Annotated in this window: 4 protein-coding genes; all 4 read right to left on the bottom strand. The window is 71.5% G+C overall.

Features of this window, described 5'->3' with window-relative positions:
* Positions 1-18 precede the first annotated feature (18 nt).
* The 4 genes from AB0H21_RS07995 to AB0H21_RS07980 are packed head-to-tail and all read right to left on the bottom strand — an operon-like array spanning position 19 to position 23678.
* Positions 19-1341, bottom strand: a complete 1323-nt coding sequence (locus AB0H21_RS07995; RefSeq protein WP_358513305.1) for an MFS transporter — start codon at positions 1339-1341, stop codon at positions 19-21.
* Positions 1319-2656 (bottom strand): serine hydrolase domain-containing protein, encoded by a 1338-nt coding sequence (locus tag AB0H21_RS07990; RefSeq protein WP_358513303.1) that lies wholly within the window; start codon positions 2654-2656, stop codon positions 1319-1321. The genes AB0H21_RS07995 and AB0H21_RS07990 overlap by 23 nt, the downstream gene beginning before the upstream one ends.
* Positions 2653-14127, bottom strand: a complete 11475-nt coding sequence (locus AB0H21_RS07985; RefSeq protein ID WP_358513301.1) for an amino acid adenylation domain-containing protein — start codon at positions 14125-14127, stop codon at positions 2653-2655. The genes AB0H21_RS07990 and AB0H21_RS07985 overlap by 4 nt, the downstream gene beginning before the upstream one ends.
* A complete protein-coding gene (locus tag AB0H21_RS07980; RefSeq protein ID WP_358513299.1) occupies positions 14124-23678 on the bottom strand; it encodes an amino acid adenylation domain-containing protein in 9555 nt (3184 codons plus the stop codon). The genes AB0H21_RS07985 and AB0H21_RS07980 overlap by 4 nt, the downstream gene beginning before the upstream one ends.
* Between the last annotated feature and the right edge of the window lie 768 nt (positions 23679-24446).

Genomic DNA, 24446 nt, shown 5'->3' with positions numbered 1-24446 from the left:
GGCGCGGAGCCGGTCGGCTCAGGAAGGCGACTCCAGGGACGCACCGGGCTCGATGGAGGGGAAGCGGCGCAGGGAGGGGCTGAGCACCGTGACGAGCGCGACCACCGCGAAACCGCCCGCGCACACCAGGAAGGCGGTGGGTCCGTCTGTGGCGGACACCACGGCACTACCGGCCGCCGGGCCGAGCACCCCGGCGATGCCCGCGCTGAGACCGCTGATCCCGCTCAACCGGCCACGCATCCCGGCCGGAGTGGCCATCATCTGGTAGGTCAGCACCGTGGTGTTCGCCGCGGGCGCCAAGAACGCCGCGAGACCGAACAGCAGTCCGAGCGGCAGCCCGCTGGGGATGTACGCCATCACCGCGGCGACGGCGGTCACGACCCAGGAGAACCCCATGACGATCACGGCCGGCCGCAGGGCGGTGGTCAGGCGGGCGGCGACCGCCGCGCCGAGCAGCCCGCCGACGCCGAAGCACGTCATCATCAGGCCGATCTCATAGCCGGCGACGTTCTCCTCACCTGACCTGACAAGGACGATGATGACCAGCGCGCTGAAGGTGAGGTTGGTGAGCGTGATCCACAGCAGCGTCATCCGGATCACGCCGTGTCCCAGCACCCACCGGAACCCATCGGCGGCGTCGGCGCGGGCGCTGCGGCCTTCCTCCTCCGCCTCCTGTTGCTCCTCGTCCTCCTTCCGCTCGGCCCCGGGTCCGGCCGCGGCGGTGAGCCGGGGAAGCCGCAGGAACAGCAGTGCCGCGAAAGAGATCGCGAGCATGGCCCCCTGGGTGACGAACGGGCCCGCCGGGTTCAGGGTGAACAGCAGCCCGGCGGCGAACGGGCCGAACATGGCGGCGACATACGGCCGCGCCGCGTTGCGGGCCACCGCCGTCTGGAACTGCGACTCGGGCACCACGGTGGGCAGCGCGGCGTGTTCCACCGGATCGAACACCGACCCGAAGAACCCTTCCAAGGCGACGACCAGCAGGACGTGCGGGAAGAAGTACACGTCCATGATCAGTGCCGCCGCGAGGCTGACCAGTCCCACCACCCGTCCGGCCTGGCACACCAGCATGATCTTCCGGTGGTCCATCCGGTCGGCCAGCACGCCGGCGGGCACCACCGAGACCATGTGGATCGCCGCCATCACCGAAGAGGCGAGCCCCACCTCCAGCGCCGACCCGGACCGAGCCATGATCAGCAGCGGTATGGCGACCGCGATGACCTCGACCGTGAGCTCGGAGAGAAGCTGGCTGGACCATAAGATCGAGTAGTTCCGGTTGCGGGACAGGGGCCGCGTCGCGCTTCTGTTCTGCTCGCCTTCACCCGATAGAACCGTGGCCACTGCCCACTCCGTCTCGTCGTCGGGCCAATCGGCCGGAAATCTGCAGGAATTCGATGCGCTTGGTCGCAGGGTCGCGTACGAACCTGCCCGTGTGGGTCTGTGCCGCGCCGCTCAGCTCACGCATGATGAAGCGCAGGTCCTCGTAACACGTGAGCTCGCCGTACGGCCGGTCCCCGAGCGACAGATGGACCTTGCCGTCGGCCGCCCGGCCGATCTCGAACGCCGAGTCGTCGTTGACGAACGTTCCGAGGAGGTCGTCCCGCGCCGGGACCGGACTTCCGAGGCCGAGAGCCGGGAAGTGGTCCTCCACGGCCACTCCGGCGGCACGGAGGCGTTCGAGCAGCGCCGTCCACATGGCCTGCCCGGTGTTGGCGTTCGTCGTCAGCGCCACCACCGTCCCGCCTGCCGGTTCGAACCTCAGATGGCACGAGGTGCCCTCACCGGTGCCGTCGTGACCGGCCGTACCGGCGTCGCCGTACAGCGCCCAGCCCAGGCCCCATCCGTCGGCGAGGCCGAACGGCCCGGCCGTGGTCGTGTGGAGCTGGTCCCGGCACATCAGCCCGGTCGTCTCCCTGCCGAGCGGGCCCGTGAGCCCGTCCTCGGTCAGGAAGAGGCGGGCGAACGTGACCAGGTCTTCGGCGCTGAGAGCCAGGGCTCCGTTCGGCGCCTCCAGCGCGGGAAGGTTCTGCGCGGCGATCGGGAACACCGTGCCGCGTGCCGCGTTGACGGCGTGCCCGCCGACGAGCCTCGGCCCCGCCTCCTCGTCGGGGCACGCCTTGACGCCGAGAGGGTCGAGGACGAAGGCGTCGACGGCCTCTTCCCAGCTCAGCCCGGTGATCTCCTCGATGAGGAGCCCGGCGACGATGTAACCGACATTGGAGTAGGAGAACACCGTCCCCGGCGGGTACGCCAGGTCCGCCTCACGGCAGTGCCGGGCCACCCAGCGCAGCCGGTTGCCATCGCCGCAGGTGTCCTCGCGGACGTTGGCCGGGAGGCCGGCGGTGTGACTGAGCACCTGCCGGAAGGTCGCCACGCGACCCGCGCCGAACGCCGGCAGGTACTTCACCAGGGGCGCGTCGAGGTCGACGTCACCGGCGGCGACGAGCTCCATCGCCACAGCGGCGGTGAAGGGCTTGGTGATCGATCCGAGCGGGAAGCACGATCGAGGCGTGACGGGCGGACCGGCGCCGAGCACGTGCTCCCCGGTCACCGCGGTGAGGGTCCGCCCTTTCCAGCGGATGGCGAGCTGGGCTCCCGGCACCTCGTACCGCCGGGTGAGCTCGGCCAGCAATGGGGGCAGGTCGTCGGCGTTCACGCGCCCAGCCTTTCCGCCACATACCGGGCGATGGCCTGCAACCCGTCGAGCAGGTCGTCCGCCAGCCGCTGGACGGTGGCCGGGCTGTGCACGTTCTCCGAGTGGTACAGGGTGAGGCGCAGCCTTCCGTCCTGCACCATGCCCACCACCTCCAGTGGGTGGTCGAGGTGTTCGGCGGGGTCCCTGTCCCTGCCGATCGAGGGGTGGAACGCGTGGTAGAGCGGGCTTCCGGGGGTTATCGTCAGGTCCCCTGCCTGTCCGTGGTAGTTGAACGTGACGGGGGCGGTCGTGCGCGCCGCGAGCGCCGCGCCCGAGGGACTCAGATGCCGCAGCGCGCCGTATCCGAGGCCCTTGCCCGGCACCGAGCGCATCCGCCGCCGGACGGAGGCGACCAGTTCCGCCCAGTCGCCGCCGTCCCCGGGCACCTCCAGGGCGAGGGGAAAGACGGTGGTGAACCACCCGACCGTGCGGGAGAGGTCAATGTCGGGGAAGAGGTCTTCCCTGCCGTGTCCCTCCACGTCGACGAGAACCTGGCTCTGGCCGGTCCAGCGGCTCAGGGTCCGTGCGAGTCCGGCCAGCAGCACTTCCCGGGTCCCCGTGCGGAAGGCCCGCACGGCGCCGCGTACCAGGAGTTCGCTTCTCTGCTCGTCGAGTTCGACCGTGACCGCCCTGACGGAGGAGACCACGCCCGGCCCCTCCCCGTCCGCGGGCAGGGGCGGGCTCTCCGGCGGGGAGGCCCAGTGGTCCAGCTCGTCGTCGAACCCTCCTTCGGCGGCATGGCGCGCCAGCCGTCCGGCCCACCTCGCGAACGGGGTGGTGGCGGGTTTGGGCCGGATGTCCTCGCCCGCCACCGCCTGCCGGTAGGCGGTCTCCAGGTCGTCGAGGAGGATGTGCCAGGAGACGGCGTCCACGACCAGGTGGTGAACGGTGACGAACAGCCACGGACGCTCGCCTGGGCCGAGGTCGAACAGGACGGCGCGCAGCAGCGGCCCGCCGGTCAGATTCAGGCTCGCGTCCGCTTCGGTCGCCGCCTGGTCCATGGCCGCCCTGCGCTCGGCCGCGGGCACGCCGGACAGGTCGTACCGGCGTGGTTCCGGCTCGTCGCCCGCCGGTGTCACCCGCTGCCGCCAGCCCTCGCCGTCGCGCTCGTACCGCATCCGGAGGGCGTCGTGCCGGGCGGGGAGCACGGCCAGCGCCGACCGCAGCGCGGTCTCGTCCACCTCGGCCACCAGTTCGACCAGGACCGACTGGGTGAAGTGGTGCGGTGCCACCGGGTCGCTCAGGAAGAACTCGCGTTGCGCGGGAGTGAGCGGCACCGGGCCGGTCGCCGTCTCCTGCGCCTCCTCCGGCCCGCCTTCCTCGCGGCCGGCCGGCCGGGCCACGGTGGCCAGCCGGCTCACGGTGGGGGCGAGGAACAGGTCCCTGGAGGTCACGGTCAGCCCGGCCTGGCGGATCCGGTAGGCCGCCTGGATGCTCAGGATGGAGTCGCCGCCCAGCTCGAAGAAGTCGTCGTCGACGCCGACCCGCTCCAGTCCGAGAAGATCGGCCCAGATGGCCGCGAGCGTCGCCTCGACGTCATTGCTGGGAGCGACGTACCGCTGCTCCCCGGTGTCCGGCTCCGGATCCGGCAGCGCGTCCCGGTCGACCTTTCCGCCGGCCGTGACCGGCAGCCGGTCCAGTGTGACGTAGGCGGCGGGGACCATGTACTCCGGCAGGGAGAGCCGGGCGAGATCCCGCAGCTCGCCGGCCGGAGCCCCGGGCGCGACGTAGGCGACGAGCCGGGGCGTTCCGGTGGCGCTCCTCTTCACCGCGACCGCCGCCTGCGCGACGTCCGGGTGGCCGCGGAGCACCGACTCGACCTGTCCCGTCTCGATCCTGAAGCCGCGGAGCGTGATCTGCTCCTCGATCCCGCCGAGATACTCGAGCGCGCCGTCCGCGGTCGTTCTCGCCAGGTCTCCGGTGCGGTACATGCGCGCGCCGGGCACGCCGAACGGATCGGCGACGAACCGCTCGGGGGTGAGCCCCGCCTGGCCGGTGTGGCCGCGCTCGACCTGGGCGCCGTACAGGTACAGCTCGCCGCGCACCCCGGGGGGCACCGGGCGCAGCCACCGGTCGAGGACGTAGGCGACGGTGATCTCGGCGGGCGCGCCGGCGACGAGCCGGCGGAACTCGGCCTCGGACCGCAGGGGAAGGTCTGCCAACCGGCGCCGGGCGTCCGCGACGGCGGCGAGGAGGTCGCTCAGGTCGGCGGTGATCCGGTCGATCGTCTCCGGCAGGAACAGGGACGTACTGAAGCCGACCGCCACCATCAGCTCTCCCTGACGTTCGACGAAGTCGAAGCTCAGGTCGTGGCTGAGCTCGTCGCTGACGTAGGGCAGCTCTTCGACCTCCAGCCCGGGCAGGCGGACGCCCGCCCCTCTGTCGCTCTCCAACCCGACCATGACCTCGACCACGGCGTTGCGGCTGGGGTCCCGTTCGGGCTTGAGGACCTCGACCAGCCGGTCGAACGGCGCCTCCTCGTGGACGAACGCCTCCAGCACCGTGTCACGCACCTGGGAGAGGAACTCCTCGAAGGTGAGCGACTCGTCCACCGTCGAGCGCAGTGCCACCGTGTTGATGAAGCAGCCGATCAGCCCTTCCAGTTCGTGCCGGTTCCTGCCGGAGGTGGGGGTTCCGACGACGATGTCGTCCTGACCGGTGTACCGCGCGAGCAGCACCTGGACCACGGCCACCAGCGCCATGAACAGCGTGGCGTCCCCTCGCCCGGCGACCCGCCTGAGCCCGGCCACGACCTCGGGGTCGACCGTCAGCAGCCGCATCGCCCCCGCGGCCTCCCGCACGACCGGGCGCGGGTGGTCGATCGGCAGGTCCAACGGGCGCACGCCGGCCAGCCGGTCGCTCCAGTACGCGAGGTGCTCCTCCATCGCCCGGTCGTTGGCCGTGCTCCGCTGCCAGGCCGCGTAGTCCGCGTAACGGATCGGCAGCGGAGTCCGCTCCACCTGCTCCCCTTCGAGCGCCGCCCCGTACTCGGTGTCCAGTTCCCTCATCAGCAGGTCCAACGACCATCCGTCGACCGCGATGTGGTGAGCGAGGAACGCCAGCGCGTGGTCCCGCGCGCCGAGCCGGATGAGCGTGGTGCGGAACACCGGCCCCCAGCCCAGGTCGAACGGCCGCGCCGTCTCCCGGCGCAGGCACTCCTCCATCGCGGCCTCCCGCTCGTCCGCCGCGACGCCCGTCAGGTCCTCGATGACCAGGACGACCGGTTCGGCGGGACGGACGACCTGCACCGGGTTCCCCTCCACGGTGCTGAAGGTCGTGCGCAGCGGCTCGTGCCGGGCGACGATCCGGCTCAGCGCGGCGCCCAGCGCCTCGACGTCCAGCGTGCCGCGCAGCCGCAACGCGGTGACGACGGTGTACTCGGTGCTGCCGGGATCGAAATCGTGCAGGAACCACAGCCGCTGCTGCGCGTACGACAGCGGGGCCGGACCGCCGGCGGCGGTGGCGACCAGCGGAGCCGCGTCCGTGGTGGCCGTCTCCGCGTCGACCGCCGCCGCCAGCCGCGCCACGGTCGGGGTGTCGAACAACTGCCGCGGCGACGGGGCGACGCCGAAGAGGGACCGTATCCGGGAGATCACTCGGATGCTGAGGATCGAGTCCCCGCCCAGCTCGAAGAAGTCGTCCGTGACGCCGACGCGGGTCAGGTCCAGCACCTCGGCCCAGATCCCCGCAAGGACGCGCTCGGTCTCGGTGCGCGGCGGGACGTGCTCGGCGCGTGGCAGGGCGTGGAGCGCACCGGCGTCCGCCACCGCGTCGCCGGGCCCTGCTTGGTCGGGTCGGGGCAGCGCCTTTCGGTCGACGGTGCCGCTCGGGTTCAGCGGCAGCTCCGGGATGAGCACGAAGGCGGCGGGCACCGCCGGAGCGGGAAGGGACCGGGACACGAAGGCGCGCAGGTCCGCGAGGTCGGGCCCGGCTCCGGGACGCGGCACCACGTAACCCACCAGCCGGTTGTGCCCCGCCTCGTCCTTCCTGACGGCCGCCGCGGCGCCCGCGACCCGGGGATGGCGGGCCAGGGCCGCCTCGACGTCGCCGAGTTCGACGCGGAATCCTCTGATCTTCACCTGGTCGTCGGCCCTGCCGAGGCATTCCAGGTTGCCGTCGGGACGCCACCGGACGAGGTCTCCCGTCCGGTACATCCGTGCGTCCTCCTCGCCCGCGAACGGATCGCGCAGGAAGCGTCGCGTGGTGATCTCGGGGCGGTTCAGGTATCCGCGGGACACCCCGTCTCCGGCGATGTAGCACTCCCCCACGGCCCCGATCGGGACGGGGCGCATCTCGGCGTCCAGCACGTATATCCGGGTGTTGGCGAGCGGCCGTCCGATGGGGACGAACGCCGCCTCGCCCACGGGGTCGCCGCCGAGCTGGAACACCGTTGAGTCCACGGTGGTCTCGGTCGAGCCATAGGCGTTGACCACGACCACGCCGTCGCCGCCGAACACCTCCAGCACCTCGGCGGCGGCGTCCGCGGGCCAGCCCTCCGAGCCGACCATCAGCACCCGCAGCGTCTTCGGACGGATGCCGCGCCAGGTGAACTCCGCGGCCAGCGCTCTGGCCAGCACCGGAACGGTGACCATGAGCTCGGTGCCGGTCTCCAGCATCAGGTCGGCGATCGCGACCGGGTCGGCCATGGCCTCCGGCGGGCAGATCACCATCTCACCGCCGAAAAGGGCCGACAACAGGAAGTCGCCGAAGAACAGGTCGACGGACAGGCTCGACACCGACAGGGCTCGTGCTTTCAGAGCGGTGAGACCGTAACGCGCGTCCCAGGCCCGCACCATATGGTGCACGTGGCGATGGGCGACCATGACGCCCTTGGGACGGCCGGTGGTGCCCGAGGTGTAGGCCACGTAGGCGAGGTCGTCAGGCGTCGCGGCGACCTCGGGCGGTGTGGCGGGCAGATCGTCGAGCGTGGCCCGGTCGCGGTCGACGCAGACGGCCACGGCCTGGTGCCCGGCCACCCGGTCGAGCAACGCCTCCTGGGTGATCACGACGGGGGCGTTCGCGTCCCCCAGCATCAAGGCCAGCCACTCGGCCGGATAGGCCGGATCCAGGGGGACGAAGGCGCCCCCGGCCTTCAGTACGGCGAGCAGGGCGACCACCGCGTCCACACCGCGCTCGACGCAAACGCCGACGAGCACCTCCCGCCGCACCCCGAGCCGGACCAGGTGATGTGCGAGCCGGTTGGCGCGGGTCTCCAGTGCGGCGAAGGTGAGGGTCTCGGAACCGCAGCTCACGGCGGGGTCGTCCGGAGCGATCCTCGCGCGCTCGGTGAACAACTCGTGGATGCACGCGGGGGGCGGGAACCGGGTCGCGGTGTCGTTCCACTCGGTCAGCACCTGCCGCGACTCCCGATCGGGGAGCACGGGAAGCCCCGCCACGGGTGTCCCGGGTGCGGCGCCGATCGCCTGGAGCAGCGTGTCCAACTGCCCCACCAGGCGCTCGGCGGTCGTCTCGTCGAACAGGTCGGGGTCGTACCCGAGGGCGAGGGCGAGTTCCTCACCGGCGTACGCCGTGAGGGTCAGCGCGTAGTTGGTGTGCTCGTCACCGCGTAGCTCGGTCAGGCGCAGTCCGTACCTCGCCGCCGCCTGCTCGTCGTAGGGGTAGTTCTCGAAGACGACGATGCTGTCGAAGAGCCTGATCCCGCTGGACACGCCCGCGGCCCGCTGGACGTGCGCCAGCGGCAGATACTCGTAGTCCCGGCCTTCGGCCTGGGAGTCCTGCAGCCGCCGCATCCAGTCCGACGCGGGGCTCTCTCCGTCGACCTCGATCCGCACGGGGATGGTGTTGATGAACAGCCCGACGATCGACTCCACTCCGGGCAGCCCCGGCGGCCGGCCGGAGACCGTGGTGCCGAAGCACACCTCCCTGTCACCGCCGTGGCGCGACAGCAGGATGGCCCACGCCCCCTGGATCAGGGTGTTCATGGTGATCCGGGCGTCCCTCGCGGCCTGGTACAACATCCGCGACCGCTCGGGTGACAGGTTCACCCGGATCTCGCGCGAGGACCGCGTGTCGTGGGCCCGGACGGGTGGACGGTCGAACGGCAGCCGCGTCGGCGCGGTGAAGCCGTTCATGACGGCGCTCCAGTATCGCAGCGCGTCGTCCTGGTCCTGGCCGTCGAGCCAGGCCACGTAGTCCCGGTAGGGGCGCCGGGCCTCGGGCGGGCTCGCCGGGCCTCCGGTCATCGCCGCGTACTCCGCCAGGACGTCCGAGAGCACCTCGGCGAAGCTCCACCCGTCCACCATCATGTGGTGGGTCGACCACAGCAGCCGCACGGCGGCGTCGGAGAGCCGCACGATGGAAAGGCGCAGCAGCGGCGCCCGGTCGAGGGGGAGCCTTCCCCGCGTCCAGGTGTCCCACAGCTCCTCGAGCTCGGTCCGCCGGTCGTCCTCCGGCATGGCCCGGTAGTCATGGTGGGTGACGGGAACGCTCACGGTGGAGTACACCACCTGGACGGGAGCGGGAAGGTCCTCCCAGAGCACCGCGGTGCGCAGCACCGGCGTCCGGTCGGCGACCCGCTGCCACGCCTGCGCGAGCGCCTCGGGATCGGTGACGCCGTCGAGCGTCGCCCCGAAGTACCCCGTGTACAGGTCCCGGCCCGGCTCCGAGAGGGCGTGGAACAACATGCCGGCCTGGGTGAACGTGAGCGGGTAGATGTCCTCCACCGGCGTGGACCCGGCCGTGATACGGTCCACCGCCGCCTGGTCGAGGGAGGCGAGAGGGAAGTCCGAGGGGGTGAACCCGCCGGCGTCCGGCGCGGAACAGTGCTCGATGATCTGCCGCAGGGCCGCGATGAACCCCTCGGCGAGCCGCATGACCGTCTCTTCACGGTGCAGATCGGCCGAGTACGTCCAGTGGAACCGTAACCTCCCCTCACGGACCAGCCCGTTGACCTCCAGCAGGTGCTGCCTGACCTGCTCCGGGCTCCGTTCGGCGCCCTCGTTGTCGACCCAGCCGCGGACCAGACCCTCATTCCCGGTCTCGGCGTCGAGGCGGCCGAGGTAGTTGAAGCTGATCTCGGGTTCCCTGCCGCCGTTGCGCACGTCCCGGTCACCGCCCAGGTAGCGCAGGGCGCCGTAGCCGATGCCGTTGCGCGGCACCGACCGCAGTTGTTCCTTGACGCTCTTCAGAGCGGCGCCCCACCCCTCGTCCCACGGCGTGCTCAGCACGACGGGGAACAGCGAGGTGAACCAGCCGACCGTACGGGAAAGGTCGACGTCGTCGAACAACTCCTCCCGGCCGTGGCCCTCAAGGGCGACGAGCATCGTGCCGGAGCCGGTCCAATCGCGCACGACCCGGCCGAGGGCGGTGAGGAGCACGTCGTTGATCTGCGTCCGGTAGGCCTTCGGCACGTCGCGCAGGAGCGCCTCGGTGGCCTCGGCGCTCAGCGACGCGCACACCGTGCGTGAACCGCCGACGGTGTTGTCGCCGGCGGTGTTGTCGCCGGCGCCCTCCAGGGGCAGCCGTGCCACCTTCTCCGCGGCCTCCGCCACGCCCGTCCAGTAGTCCGCCTCGGCCGCGAACCCACCGGACTCGGTGTGGCGGCTGAGCCGGATGGACCAGTCGCGGAACGAGGTGGTCTTCGGCCCGAGATCGATCGGCAGGCCGTTCCTGGCCCGCTCGTAGGCCGTCTCGAGATCGGAGAGCAGGATCCGCCAGGAGATGCCGTCGACCACCAGGTGATGGGCGGCGAGCAGGAGCCGGGGCCGCCGTCCCGGGCCGAGCAGGAACAGCCGGGCCCGCAGTAGAGGCCCGCTCTCCAGGGAGAAGCCGGTCTGCGCCTGAAGGCCGATTTCCCGCATCTCTTCGTCCTGCGGGCCGGGACCCAGGTGGGAGAGGTCGAAACGCCGCAGGACCTCACCGTGCTCGGCTTCCGCGTTGTGCAGTCGCCGGCCGTCCCCGGAAGACGTGGCACGCAGGCGGAGGGCGTCGTGCTGGTCCAGGAGCGCCGCGACGGCGGCCGCCAGGGCGTCCTCGTCCGGTTCGTCGGCGAGCTCCAGCAGCACCGTCTGGTTGAACCGGTCACGGCTGTCGGTCAGGGCGTCGAAGAACCAGTGCTGGATGGGGGTGAGAGGCACCTCGCCGGTGACCGGGCCGCGATCGGTCCCGATCGTGTGCTCGGTGCTCGCCTCGGCCGCGAGCTCCGCGATGGTGTGCCGCAGGAACGCCTGCCGGGCCGTCAGGCGCAGTCCGCGTTCCCTCGCGCGGGCCACCACCCGCAGGCTCAGGATGGAGTCGCCGCCCAGGTCGAAGAAGTTGTCCTCGACGCCGACCTCCGCCACGCCGAGCAGTTCCGCCCAGATCCGCGCCAGCGTCTCCTCGGCCGGAGTGCGCGGTGCCACGCGGGCGCGGGCCAGGTCCCGGCGGAGTTCGGGTTCGGGGAGCGCCCGCCGGTCCACCTTGCCGTTGACGTTCAGCGGCAACCGGTCCAGCGGGACCACGATGGAGGGCACCATGTGCTCGGGAAGCCGCTCGCGCGCGAACGAGCGCAGCTCGGCGAGGGCCGCGCCGTCGGCGACGACGTAGGCCACGAGCCGCCGTGTGCCGTGGTCGTCCTGCCGGACCGCGACGGCGACGCCCCGCACCCCCGGCTGCCGGGCCAGCACCGATTCGACCTCGGCGAGCTCGATGCGGAAACCGCGGATCTTGACCTGGTCGTCGGTGCGGCCGAGATAGTCCAGCACGCCGTTCGGCAGCCACCGGACCCGGTCGCCGGTGCGGTACATCCGGCTTCCCGCAGGGCCGAACGGGTCGGCGACGAAGCGTTCGGAGGTCAGTCCGGGACGGCCGAGGTATCCGCGAGCCAGCGCGGCCCCGGCCAGGTACAGCTCGCCGGGGACTCCGGCGGGTACCGGGCGCAGCCGATCGTCGAGGACGTAGTTCCGGATGCCCGGGAAAGGCCGTCCGATGGGCACCGCGCCGGTGATCTCCTCCGGGACCAGGGGGTCGCTCATGCTCGCGCAGACCGTCGACTCGGTCGGACCGTAGGCGTTGACCATGCGATGGCCGCCGCTCCAGGCGCGGGCGAGCCGCGGCGGGCACGCCTCGCCGGCCACGACCAGGGTCAGGGTCGCGGGCAGCGCGCCCTCGGGCAGTTCCGCGAGCGCGCTCGGAGGCAGGGTGACGTGGGTGATGCCGTAGCGGATCAGCGTCTCGGCGAGAGGATCGCCGGGCAGTTTCCGCTCCCGGGAGGTGCAGACCAGCGTGCCACCGGTCAGCAGGGCCATGCACAGCTCCCAGAACGCCGCGTCGAACCCGAACGGCGCGAACTGCAGGACCCGCGAACCCGGGCCGACGCCGAAGTGTGCCGACTGCCCGGCGGCGAGACCGTGCACACCCGCGTGGGTCACCACGACGCCCTTGGGCCGGCCGGTGGAACCGGAGGTGTAGATCACGTACGCCGGGTGGGACGGGAGGAGCCGGGGAGCGTCCTTTCGGTCCTCCTCGCCGGGGCCGTCGGGGAGGGTCGGCACGGACAGGTCCACGACCTGCGGCCCCGCGGGAATCGAGTGACCGAAGCCGGGCGAGGTGACCACCAGGACCGGGGCGGCGTCGTCCAGCATCAGCCGAAGCCGCTCGGGAGGGTTGCTCGCGTCCAGGGGCAGATAGGCCGCACCGCTCTTGAGCACCGCCAGCGCCGCGACGATCGTGTCCGCCGACGCGGGCAGGGCCACCGCCACGATCTTCTCCGGACCCGCTCCCCGCTCGACGAGCAGCCGCGCGAGCCGGTCGGCGCGCGCGTCCAGGTCCGCGTAGCTGAGCCGGTCCTCCTCCGAGACGAGCGCGACCGCGTCGGGCGCGCGGGCGACCTGGGCGGCGAAGAGCTCCGGCACCGTACGGGGAGCCGGGTGGTCCAAGGACCCCGACCACTCCGCGAGGAGCCGGTGCGTCTCCTCCGTGCCCGTCATGGGCACCTTGATCAGGGCGGCGTCCGGATCCTCCGCGACCCCCTGGAGCAGGGTCACCAGATGCGCGGCCATCCGCTCGGCGGTGGCCCGCACGAACAGGTCGGTGGTGTATCCGAGATGCGCGACGAGCCCCCCGTCCCGCTCGGCGAACTCGAACGAGACGTCCGCGTCCGCCGTCACCACCGGAGGGTCGATCTCCTCGACCCGCAGCCCGGGCAGCTCGACCGGCCGGCGCCGCGCACCCAGCAGGCTCACGGTCGCCTCGGCCAGCACGGGGCGGCTGGGATCGCGATCGGGCCGCAGCGTCTCCACGACGTTCTGGAACGGCACGCCGCCGTGGGCCATCGCGTCCAGCACGGTCGATCGGACCGCGCGCAGCGTCTCGGTGAACGACCGCGTCTCATCGACCGACGTCCGCAGCACCACGGTGTTGACGAAGAAACCGACGAGGTCGTCGACTTCGACCCGGTCACGACCGGAGAGCGGGGTGGCCACGGCGATGTCCTCCCGGCCCGACCAGCGGGCCAGCAGGATCTTCACCGCGGCGGCGAGCGCCATGAACAGGGTGGCGCCGTTCTCGGCGCTCAGCTCCCTCAGCCGGGAGACCACCGAAGCGGGAACCTCGAACCTGTACCGCTCACCGGCCCCGCTCCTCATCGGGGGCCGGGGGTGATCTGTGGGCAGGTCCAGCGGCTCCAGCCCGTGGAGCCGATCCCGCCAGTAGGCGAGGTGCCCCTGGATCTCCGCACCGGGAAGCCGGCCCCGCTGCCATACGGCGAAGTCGCCGTACCGGATCGGCAGCGGGGGCGGCTCCGCCTGCCCGCCATGGACGGCGGCCGCGTACAGGGAACCCAGCTCGCGGGTGAGCACCTGCATGGACCAGCCGTCGGTGACGATGTGATGCATGGCCATGACCAGCACGTGCTCCCGGGCGGCCAGCCGGAGCAGGCGTACCCGGAGCACCGGGCCATGGTGGAGGTCGAACGGCCGGGTCATCTCCTCCAGCAGGCACCGGTCGACGGCCTCCGCCAGACCGTCCTCCACCAGGCCGTCCTCGACCAGACCGTCCTCCACCGGAGCGGCCTCCGGCGGCGCGGACAGGTCGGTGACCACCAGCGGGATCTCCACGGAGGCGTTCACCACCTGTGTCCCGCGTCCCTCCAGGGAGACGAAGGTGGTGCGCAACGACTCGTGACGCTCCGCGAGCCTCCGGAGCGCGCCGATCAGGGCGGGCTCGTCCAGCTCACCGAGCAGGCGCAGCACATGGGCGGTGTTGTACTCGGTGCTCTCGGGGTTGACCTCGTGCATGTACCACAGGCGCTCCTGCGCCGCGGACAGCGGAAGCGGCCCGTCGCCGGGCACACGGGGGATGACGTCCTCCTCGGCCGGGTCGTCCGGCGCCTCCCCGGCGAGCCGCCGCCGCAGCATCTCCTGTACCTGCGGCGGCAGGGCGGCCATGCGGTCCTGGTGCGATGCCGACGATGTGGGCGATGTGGGGTTGGTCATGCCTGCTCCCCGATCTCGGTACCGGACATGGCCGCCTGCTCCCAACCGGCCAGGATCTTCATCTGGACGAGCTCGCTCAGTGAGGCGATCGTCGGAGCCTCGAAGAAGTCACGAGGTGAGACCTCGACGCCGAACGCCTTGCCCATCCTGGCCATCAGCCGGAGGCTGGTGACCGAGTCACCGCCCAGCTCGAAGAAGTTGTCCTCGACGCCGATCCGCTCCTCGTCGAGCAGTTCCGCCCAGATGCGCACGAGCGCCTCCTCGGTCGGATTGCGCGGCGGCAGGTAACCGACCTCGGTGATGTCCTCGCGTGTCGGCGCCGGCAGTGCCCGGCGGTCCACCTTCCCGGTGGGGCTCAGCGGCAGGCTCGGCAGCACCACGAACGCCGAGGGCACCATGTAGGCCGGCAGGGACGCGGCGAGGGCCTCGCGCAGGGCCTCGCTCCGTGGCGGTGCGGCCACGTCGGCGGGAACCACGTAACCCACCAGCCGCTTGTGCCCGGACTCGTCCTGCGCGGCGGTCACGACCGCGTCGGCGACCTCGGGCCGCCCCAGCAGGGCGTTCTCGATCTCGCCCAGCTCGATCCGGTATCCTCGGAGCTTGATCTGGTGGTCCACCCGCCCGCCGAACTCCAGTTGGCCGCCGGCGTTCCACCGGACCAGGTCCCCGGTCCGGTACAGCCGCGAGCCGGGCGGGCCGAACGGGTCGGCGACGAAGGCCAGGGCGGTCAGGTCCGGCCGGTTCAGGTAGCCGCGGGCCAGGCCCGCGCCGCCGATGTACAGCTCGCCGGTGACGCCGACCGGGACGACCGACAGCCGGTCGTCCAGGACGTAGAGCCGGATGTTGTCGGCCGGCGTCCCGATCGGCACGGTGCGGTAGTCCACTCCGGGCTCGACGTCGAAGCGGCAGACCGCCACGGCCGTCTCGGTCGGCCCGTAGACGTTCATCAGCTTGCGGTCCCGCGACCACTCTCGCGCGAGCTCCGGGGGCAGGACGTCTCCGCCCAGGCCGAGATAGGTCAGTCCGGGCACGGATCGCGGGTCCACGGCGACCACCGCCGCGGGCGGCATCGTCATCGCGGTGATCCCGTCCTCGTGCAACCGCCTGGCCAGCGCCATGGGGCTGCGCTGCACCTCCGGGTCGGGGATCACGAGGGTGGCTCCGGCCGTGAGCGTCTTGAAGATCTCCCATACGCTTCCGTCGAAGCTCATCGTGTACAGCTGCATGACGCGGGAACCCGGTTCGAGGCCGTACCACCGGTGACCGACCGTGGTGATGTTGCACAGCGCGCGGTGTTCGACGACCGCGCCCTTGGGGCGTCCGGTGGACCCGGAGGTGTAGATGACATAGGCCCTGTCCCCCGCGCCGCCCGGAATGTCCGGCGCGGTGTCCAGGTGGTCCGCCACGGCGGGCCAGACCCGGTCCAGCGGGACCACGGTCGCCTCCGTCTCCGGAATCCTGTCGAGAAGGTGCTCCTGGGTGAGCACCAGCGGCGGCTTCGCGTCATCGAGCATCGTCCGCGTCCGCTCCACCGGGAAGTCCGGGTCGAGCGGCAGATAGGCGCCGCCCGCCTTCAGCACGCCCAGGATGGCGACCACGGCCTCGATGCTCCGCTCGACCGAGACACCCACCAGGGTCTCCCTGCCGACGCCGGCGGCCATGAGGTAGTGGCCGAACCGGTTGGCCCGCTTGTCCAGCTCGGCGTAGCTGAGGGTCCGCTCGCCGTGGATCACGGCGACCGCGTCCGGCCGGAGCCGCGCGTGCCCGGCGATCACCTGCTCCAGCCGCCGGTCGATGTCGGCGTCGGAGGCGGTGTCGGTCCACTCGTGGACGATGGTGTGGTGCTCCTCCTCGGTGAGCATGGAGAGGTCGCCGACCTTCCGCTCCGGGTCGCCGGCGATCCCTTCGAGAAGCACTTGCAGGTGACCCATGATCCGCTCGACGGTGGCCGCCTCGAACAGCCCGGTGTCGTAGTGCAGCAGCAGCGACAGGTGGTCACCGGCATGGGCGATCACGTTCATCGGATAGCTGGAGCTGTTGCTCGCGGTGATGTCCGTGAACCGCAGGCCGAACCGCTCGCCGATCCGCAGGTCGGCGGGATAGTTGTCGAAGGCGACGATGCTGTCGAACATGGTCGTGTCGTCGCGCGGCGGCGCCCAGCCCTGCACCTGGGTGAGCGACACCAGGTCGTGCCTGCGGGCCTCGGCCTGCTCCTCCTGCAGCCGGCGCAGCCAGTTCCGCACGGTCTCGTCCGGGTCGATCCTCACGAGCACGGGCAGTGTATTGATCATGAGGCCGACCATGGTGTCCGCCCTGTCGAGGCCCTCAGGACGGGAGGTCACGGTCGCGCCGAAGCAGACGGTGCGCTCGCCGCTGTAGCGGGAGAGCGCCAGCGCCCAGGCCGCCTGGATCAGCGTGTTGAGCGTGACCTTGCTGTGCCTGGCGGCGGTGTACAGCCGCCGGGAGAGGTCCGCGGGCAGCTTCACCCCCAGCTCGGCGGGGACCACCGCCCGCCGGTCGTCCGTACGCGGCCGGTCGTAGGGCAGCGGGGTCCGCGCCTCCACGCCCGCCAGCGCGGCGCGCCAGTACCGCTCGGCCTCGGCGGTGTCCTGGTTCGCGAGCCGGCTCACGTAGTCGGCGAACGGGCGCCGTGCCGGCGCGGCGGGCGCCTTCTCGCCGAGGAGCGCGGTGTATTCGCCGATCACCTCGGCGAGCACCTGCATGGCGCTCCACCCATCCAGCAGGATGTGGTGAAAGGTCCAGAACACATGGACCCGGGCGCCGCCCAGGGCGGCCACGGCGACCCTCATCAGCGGGGGCGCGCCGATGCCGAGCCTCCGCGCCCTGTCCTCACGGAGGTACCGCTCGGCGGCGCGCCGCTGCCCCTCCTCGTCGAGCTCGCTCCAGTCCAGGTGGGTCACCGGGCATCGGGCGGCGGTGTGGACGAGCTGGACCGGTTCGGGAAGACCGTCCCAGGCCAGGGAGGTACGCAGCACCGGGTGCCGGTCCACGACCCGCTGCCAGGCCGCGTCGAACAGTTCGGGGCGGCGGACATCGCGCAGCCGGAAGTCGAGCTGCTCCTGGTAGGTCGCCTGCTCAGGGTCCATGAGGGAGTGGAACAGCAGCCCGCTCTGCATCTGCGTCAGCGGATAGACGTCCTGCACCGACCGGCCGTCCCCCACCAGCCGGTCGATCTCGGCCTGACCGAGCCGGACCATGGGGAAGTCCGAGGGGGTACGGCCGCCCGCGCCCGATTCGGCGCAGTGCGCGACGATGGCGGCCAGGTTCTCGGCGAACTGCTCCCCCAGTCGGCGGATGGTCGCCTCCTCGTGGAGATCCGGGGAGTACGACCAGGTGAACTCCATCTCCCCGTCGACGACCTGGCCCACGACGTCGATCAGGTGGAGCCGGGTGGCGTCCGGGTTCTCCCGCAACCTGATCCCCGACATGGCCGAGTACAGGCCGCTGCCCCGGATCGAACCGTCGAAGCGGCCCAGATAGTTGAAGCTCAGCTGCGGAAGCGGGTCACCGGCGAGTTCTCCCGCGGCGGCGCCGTAGTAGCGCAGCGCGCCGTACCCCAGCCCGCGCAGCGGAATGCTCCGCACCTGCTCCTTGACCGACTTCAGGGCGTCGCCCCAGTGGCCGCCGTCCCGGTGCACGAGCGCGACCGGGAAGTACGAGGTGAACCACCCGACCGTGCGGCTGAGGTCGAGGTCGTCGAAGAACTCCTCGCGGCCATGCCCCTCCAGGGCGATCACCACGCGATCCCGCCCGGTCCAGCCGGACAGCACCCGCCCGAGCGCGGTCAGCAGCACATCGTTGATCTCCGTGCGGTACATGCCCGGCACGTCCCGCAGCAGGGTGGCGGTCGTCTCCGCGTCCAGCCGGACGCGGACCTCGCGGGCGGCCGCCACCGTGGTGGAACCGTGGCCGTCCAGCGGGAGGGCCTCGTCGTCCCCGCGCATGACCTCGGTCCAGAACGGACGCTGATCGTCCAGCCCGCCGCCCGCGGTGTACGCGGCAAGCCTGCGGCCCCACTCGGTCATGGGGGAGGTTCTGGAGCCGAGGTCGACCGACCGGCCGGTGCGGGCCTGGTGGTAGGCGATCTCCAGGTCCTCGATGAGGATGCGCCATGACACCCCGTCCACGACAAGGTGGTGGGCGGTGAGGGAGAGCCGCGAGGGCCGGTTCCCGGCGGTGAACAGCACGGCCGTGAACACCGGGCCCTCGACGGGGTCGATGGCGGCGGTGATCCGGGAGGACTCCCGTTCGACGGCCGTGTCGATCTCGTCGTCCGGCACTCCGGACAGGTCCACCGTGTGGAAGACCGCCGCGTTCTCCGCCGCCGTGGTGTCCTGCGACCAGCGCCCGTCCATCGAGACGAAGCGGGCGCGCAGGGCGTCATGGTGGCCGGTCAACGCCGCCACCGCCACACCCAGGGCCGAGGTGTCCACCCCGTCCACGAGTTCGACCACCACGAACTGATCGAACCGGGCGGTGGCGCCGCGGTGGGCGAAGAACCAGTTCTGGATGGGAGTCAGAGGAGCCCGGCCCGTCGACGGCTGGGGGCCGTGCCCGGAAGCCTCCTGCCAGGGCGTGACCCTCGGGGCCAGCCCGGCGATCGTCGGCCGGCGGAACAGGTCCTTGGAGTTCAGCCGGAGACCGGCGCGGCGTGCGCGGGCCACCACCTGGAGGCTGAGGATCGAGTCCCCGCCCAGGGTGAAGAAGTTGTCCTCGATCCCCACCCGGTCGACGCCGAGGACCTCGGCCCAGATATCGGCGAGCACCTGCTCGACGGGAGTGGACGGGGCGACGTACGCCGTTTCCTCCACTGACGCGGCGGGCATGGGCAGCGCCCTGCGGTCGATCTTGCCGTTGGCGGACAGCGGCACGCCGTCGAGCGTCATGAACTCCGACGGCACCATGTAGTCCGGCAGGAGCAGCGCGACGTGCTCGGCCAGGTCGGTGGAGCGGATCTCCGCGTCCTTCTCCAGCATGACGTAGGCGACCAACCGCGGCGTCCCGGGCCGGACCTCCCGGAGTACGACGATCGCCTGCGCCACGGCCGGGTGGTCGAAGAGCACGCTCTCGATCTCGCCGAGCTCGATCCGGTATCCGCGGAGCTTGACCTGGTCGTCGGCCCGGCCGAGGAATTCGAGGGTCCCGTCGGGCTTCCAGCGCACGAGGTCACCGGTGCGGTACATGCGGGAACCGGGAGGACCGAACGGGCAGGCCACGAACCGTTCGGCGGTCAGGTCCGGTCGTCCGGCGTACCCTCGGGCCAGGCCGGTGCCGTGCAGGTAGAGCTCGCCCGGCACCCCGACGGGGACGGGAGCGCCGTAATGGTCCAGCACGTAGCCGGCGGTCCCGTCGATCGGTCCGCCGATCGACGGCAGGCCCGTCCCCGGGTCGACGGGCCCGGCGGTGGCGACGACAGAGTTCTCGCTCGGGCCGTAGGCGTTGACGAGAGTGAACGGGAGCCCCGGCCGAGGCCTGCGGCGCAGCACGTCTCCTCCGGTCAGCACCGTGCGAAGGCGGGTGCCGGCGATGGCCGGCTCATCGAGCAGGGACTCGATCCTGGGCGTCGGCACGAAGGCGGTCGTGGTCCCCATCCGGGTGAACCATTCGACGAGCAGCTCGGGATCGTCCAGGACCTCCTGGTCGGGCTGGTCCACTCGGGCGCCCGCGTACAGGTAGGGCCACAGTTCCCACACCGTCGCGTCGAACCCCAGGCCGGCCAGGTGGCTGGCCCGGTCCTCCGGCTCGACCCCGAACTCGCGCAGGTGCCACTGACACAGGTTGGCCAGGCCGCGGTGGGAGATCATGACGCCCTTGGGCCGCCCGGTGGAGCCGGAGGTGTACACGATGTAGGCGAGGTCGTCGAGGTCGACCTCCACGAGCGGGTCGGTGGCAGGGGACACCGCCAGCAGTGGCTGGTCGGCGACCAGGTCGACGACCACGGCCCGCGTGTCGGGCAGGCCATGGGCGGCCTCGCCTCCCGTCACGATGACGGGGGCGGCGGTCTCCTGCACGACGTGCGCCAGCCGGGCCGCGGGCATGCCGGGTGCGGTCTGCACGAAGGCCCCGCCCGCCTTGAGCACGCCGAGCATGCCGACGGCGAGCTCCGGCTCACGTCCCAGGCTGAGCACGACGGGCGTCCCCGGGCCGACCCCGAGGTCTCGCAGGTGGTTGGCCAGCCGGTTGGCCCGCTCGTTGAGCTGGGCGTAGGTGAGGCTCGTCCGCGCGGACGCGACGGCCACCGCGTCCGGCCTGATCAGCGCCGTCTGGGTGACCCGCTGATGCACGCACTGCCGCGGCTGGGGGCTCGCCGCCGCGCCGTTCAATCCGATGAGCAGCCGCTCCCGCTCGTCGGTGTCCAGCAACGCGGTCCGGGCGAGCGGGAGCTCCGGCTCCGCCACCAGGTTCCGGAGCAGCGTCCGCAGGTGACCGGAGAACCGCTCGATGGTGTCCGCCTCGAACAGGTCGGTGCCGTACTCGATCATGACGTCGAGCGCGTCGAGCCGCTCGGTGAACTCCATGGTGAGATCGAAGACGGCGGCGGGACGCGGCAGGTCCAGCCGTTCCGCACGCAGGCCGGCGAACTCTCCGGTCTCGGCCTCCGGCGCGTTCTGCAGCACGATCATCGCCTGCACGAGCGGGGTGCGGCTGGCGTCCCGCTCATCGCACAGTTCGTCCACGAGCCGGTCGAACGGAACGTCCTGATGGGCGAGGGCGCCCAGCACCGTCTCGCGCACCTGGGCGAGGAAGCCGGTGAAGGACAGCCGGCCGTCCACCGTCGAACGCAGCACGACGGTGTTGATGAAGGCGCCGACGAGCTTCTCCAGCTCCGCCCGGTCCCGCCCGGACACGGCCGTGCCCACCGCCACGTCATGCCCGCCGGAGTAGCGGGCCAGCAGCACCTGGCCGGCCGCGACCAGCGTCATGAACAGCGTGACCCCGTTGACCTGGCTGAACTCCTTGAGATCGGCGAGGAGATCCCGGTCGATGGTGAACCGGTGGGCGGCGCCGGCGGAGGTCCTGACCGGGGGACGCGGCCGGTCGGTGGGCAGATCCAGCGGTGGCAGGTCCGCCAGGCGCTCGCGCCAGTACCGGATCTGGGGATCCAGCCGGGAGTCGTCGAACTCCTGGCGCTGCCAGGCGGCGTAGTCGAGATAGCCGACGCCGGGTGCCTCCAACTCGGCGGCGCGCCCCTGCCTGGCCGCCTCGTAGAGCACCGGCAGTTCGCCGCGGATCGTGTTGAGCGACCAGCCGTCGACGGCCATGTGGTGGATGCCCAGCACCAGGACGTGCTCGTGCTGCGCACACCGGATCAGCAGGGCACGCACCAACGGACCCCGCTCCAGGTCGAACGGTGCGGCGACCTCCTGGCGGATCAGTCGGTCCTGCTCGGCCTGCCGTGTCCCGTCCGTCCGTGCCGACAGGTCCGCGAAGGTCACCGGCACCTCGACGCCGTCGACCGGGCCGACGACCGCGGTCGGCTGGTCGCCGGACAGGACGACGGTGGTCCGCAGCGCCTCGTGCCGGGCGACGAGATCGCGCAGCGCCCGGTCCAGGGCGGCCCTGTCCAGCGGACCCCGTAACCGGACGGCGGAGTGGACGTTGTACTCGACCTCGCCGGGATTGAGCTGGTGGTAGAGCCAGAACCGCCGCTGGGTCAAGGAGACCGGCAGCCGCCCGGTGCGGGGAACGGCCGGGATGGGCGCCGCCGGAGCGCGCACCGTCATCTCCGGCCGGGTCGCCAGTCCGGCCACGGTCGGTGTCTCGAAAAGGGTCCGAGAGGGCAGGTGTACGCCCATCACCGCCCGGATGCGGGAGAGCACCCGGGTCGCCGAGAGGGAATCGCCGCCGAGGTCGAAGAACCCGTCGAGGACACCGACCTGCTCCAGACCGAGCACCTGCTTCCAGATCTCCGCGAGCGCGGCCTCGGCCTCGTCGCGCGGCGCGACGAAATCGGCGTCGACGCTGTCCTCCCGCGTGGGAGCGGGGAGCACGGCGCGGTCCAGCTTGCCGTTCACCGTCAGCGGGAACCGGTCCATGACGTGGAACGCGGCGGGGATCATGTATCCGGGCAGGCGGGAGGAGAGCGCGGTCCGCAGCCGGGAGGGCGCGGGCCTCCGGCGGGCCGTCCCGGACGGCACGATGTAGGCCACCAGCCTCCGGTCACCCGGCTGGTCCTCGCGGACGACCACCACGGCCTGGTCGACGGAGGGTTCACGGACGAGGGCGTTCTCGATCTCGCCGAGCTCGACGCGGAACCCTCGGATCTTGACCTGCTGGTCGTTGCGGCGCAGGTACTCAAGGCCGCCGTCCTCGGTCCGGCGGACAAGGTCTCCCGAGCGGTACATCCGGGTTCCCGGCTTGCCGAAGGGACACGCCACGAACCGCTCCGCGGTCAGGCCGGGCCGGTTGACGTAGCCGCGGGCCAGGCCAGGGCCGCTGACGTACAGCTCACCGTCGGCGCCGGGCGGCACCGGGCGCAGGTGTTCGTCCAGCACGTGGAAATCGAGGTCCGGGATGGGCTCCCCGATGGGGCTGCCGGTCGCCTCGGCCGCGCTCACGTGGTCGATGGTGAAGTAGGAGGCGTGGACCGTGGTCTCGGTGATCCCGTACATGTTGACGAGCGTCGGCGCGTCGTCGGCGTGACGCGCGTACCAGTCGGCCAGCATCCGGAAGTCCAATGCCTCACCGGCGAAGACCGTGTAACGCAGGCACAGCCGCCGTCCCAGCTCGGGGTTCTCCCGGTCCGCCGCCAGCAGCTGGTAGAAGGCGGAAGGTGTCTGATTCAGCACGGTCACCCGTTCGTCCACCAGCAGCCGCAGGAAGTCCGCCGGTGACCGGGTCACGGCCTGCGGGACCACCACAAGGCGCCCGCCGTGCAGCAGCGCGCCCCACAACTCCCACACCGACACGTCGAACGCGATCGAGTGGAACAGCGGCCACACGTCCCGCTCGCCGAAGCCGTACCAGTGGGCGGTGGCGCTGAGGAGACGGGTCACGTTGCCGTGCGGGATCACCACACCCTTCGGGCGGCCGGTCGAGCCCGAGGTGTAGATGATGTACGCGGGGTCGTCCGCCGTCCGGTGCCCGGCGCGACCCGCCGCCCCGGCTGGGGCGGCGAGTTCGGCCACGGTCTCCGGATCGTCCAGCAGCAGCCTCGGCACCCGGCCTCCGGGGAGCCGGCCGGCGGTCTCGGAATCGGTGACCATGAGGACGGGACGCGCGTCGTCCAGCACGTACGCGACGCGCTCAGCCGGGGTGTCCGGCTCGATCGGCACGTATCCCGCGCCCGACTTGAGCACCGCGAGCACGGCGACGATCAAATCGATCGAGCGGGGCAGCATGACGGCGACGAACCGCTCGGGGCCGGCGCCCTTGGCGATCAGCCATGCGGCCAAGCGCTCCGCGGCGGCGTCGAGTTCCCGGTAACTCAGCGACCGGTCCCCGAACGACACCGCCGTATTGCCGGGCGTTCTGGCGACCTGATCGGCGAACAACTCCTCCAGACGACGTCCACGCCAATCGACCATCATCACTACTCCTTCGCGGAAAAACGGCGGCGGCGATATCTCACTCCACGCCCGGACAATGGAAATCGCAGAGGCGATCCGAAGGATTGGTGATCACACTGCCGCGCCTGCGGAACATCGGTTTGCGGCGAGCCTGCGACGGCCGGTCTCCTCGACGGAGACGGTCACGGGCCCGAGAATGGCGCTCCAGCGACGGCCATCGACGGAAATGCGGTTCCATCCGTCCCGACCGGCCTGTACCTGCGGACCACTCGAATAACCCGGCCGATGCCGGTATTCACCATTGAGGAGACCGACGGCATGTCCGTACCTCCTCGGCACTGCGCGGGGCAAAGCCGTTGGAATCCAATGGGTGCACCCGCCAAGTCTTTACCGCTCGCCTCGGGAGCTCCACTGTTTGACCTGTCGGCTAAACACGCTCTTCGCAAGTGAAGGGATCCATGCGATCGGCTACCGCTATATGCGCGGTTCCCGGTCCGAGGTCGCTCACCCGGACCGGCCTCGCCGCGGGGGCCATGACGTGACGTGCGGACCTCGTCCGGACGCGGGACGGCGGTGACGGCGCCGTCGTGCACGGCGGCGATGGGCGAGACGACGGACCACCACGCGTGCCCTAGCGGGGCACGCAGAAATGTCACGAAATCGCGACATCTCCTCCAGGGAGGATCTCGCGCCGTCCGTGAAGGAGACGCCTCCTCCCGGAGGAGGGATCACGGCCAGTGGGAGCCGCGGAGGAAAGGACCACTGGCTTTGCGGCAGCCATCTGGGCGA

The organism is Sphaerisporangium sp. NPDC051011 (genome assembly GCF_040653595.1).
Lineage (GTDB): Bacteria > Actinomycetota > Actinomycetes > Streptosporangiales > Streptosporangiaceae > Sphaerisporangium.
This window is presented reverse-complemented; position numbering and strand designations above follow the sequence as displayed.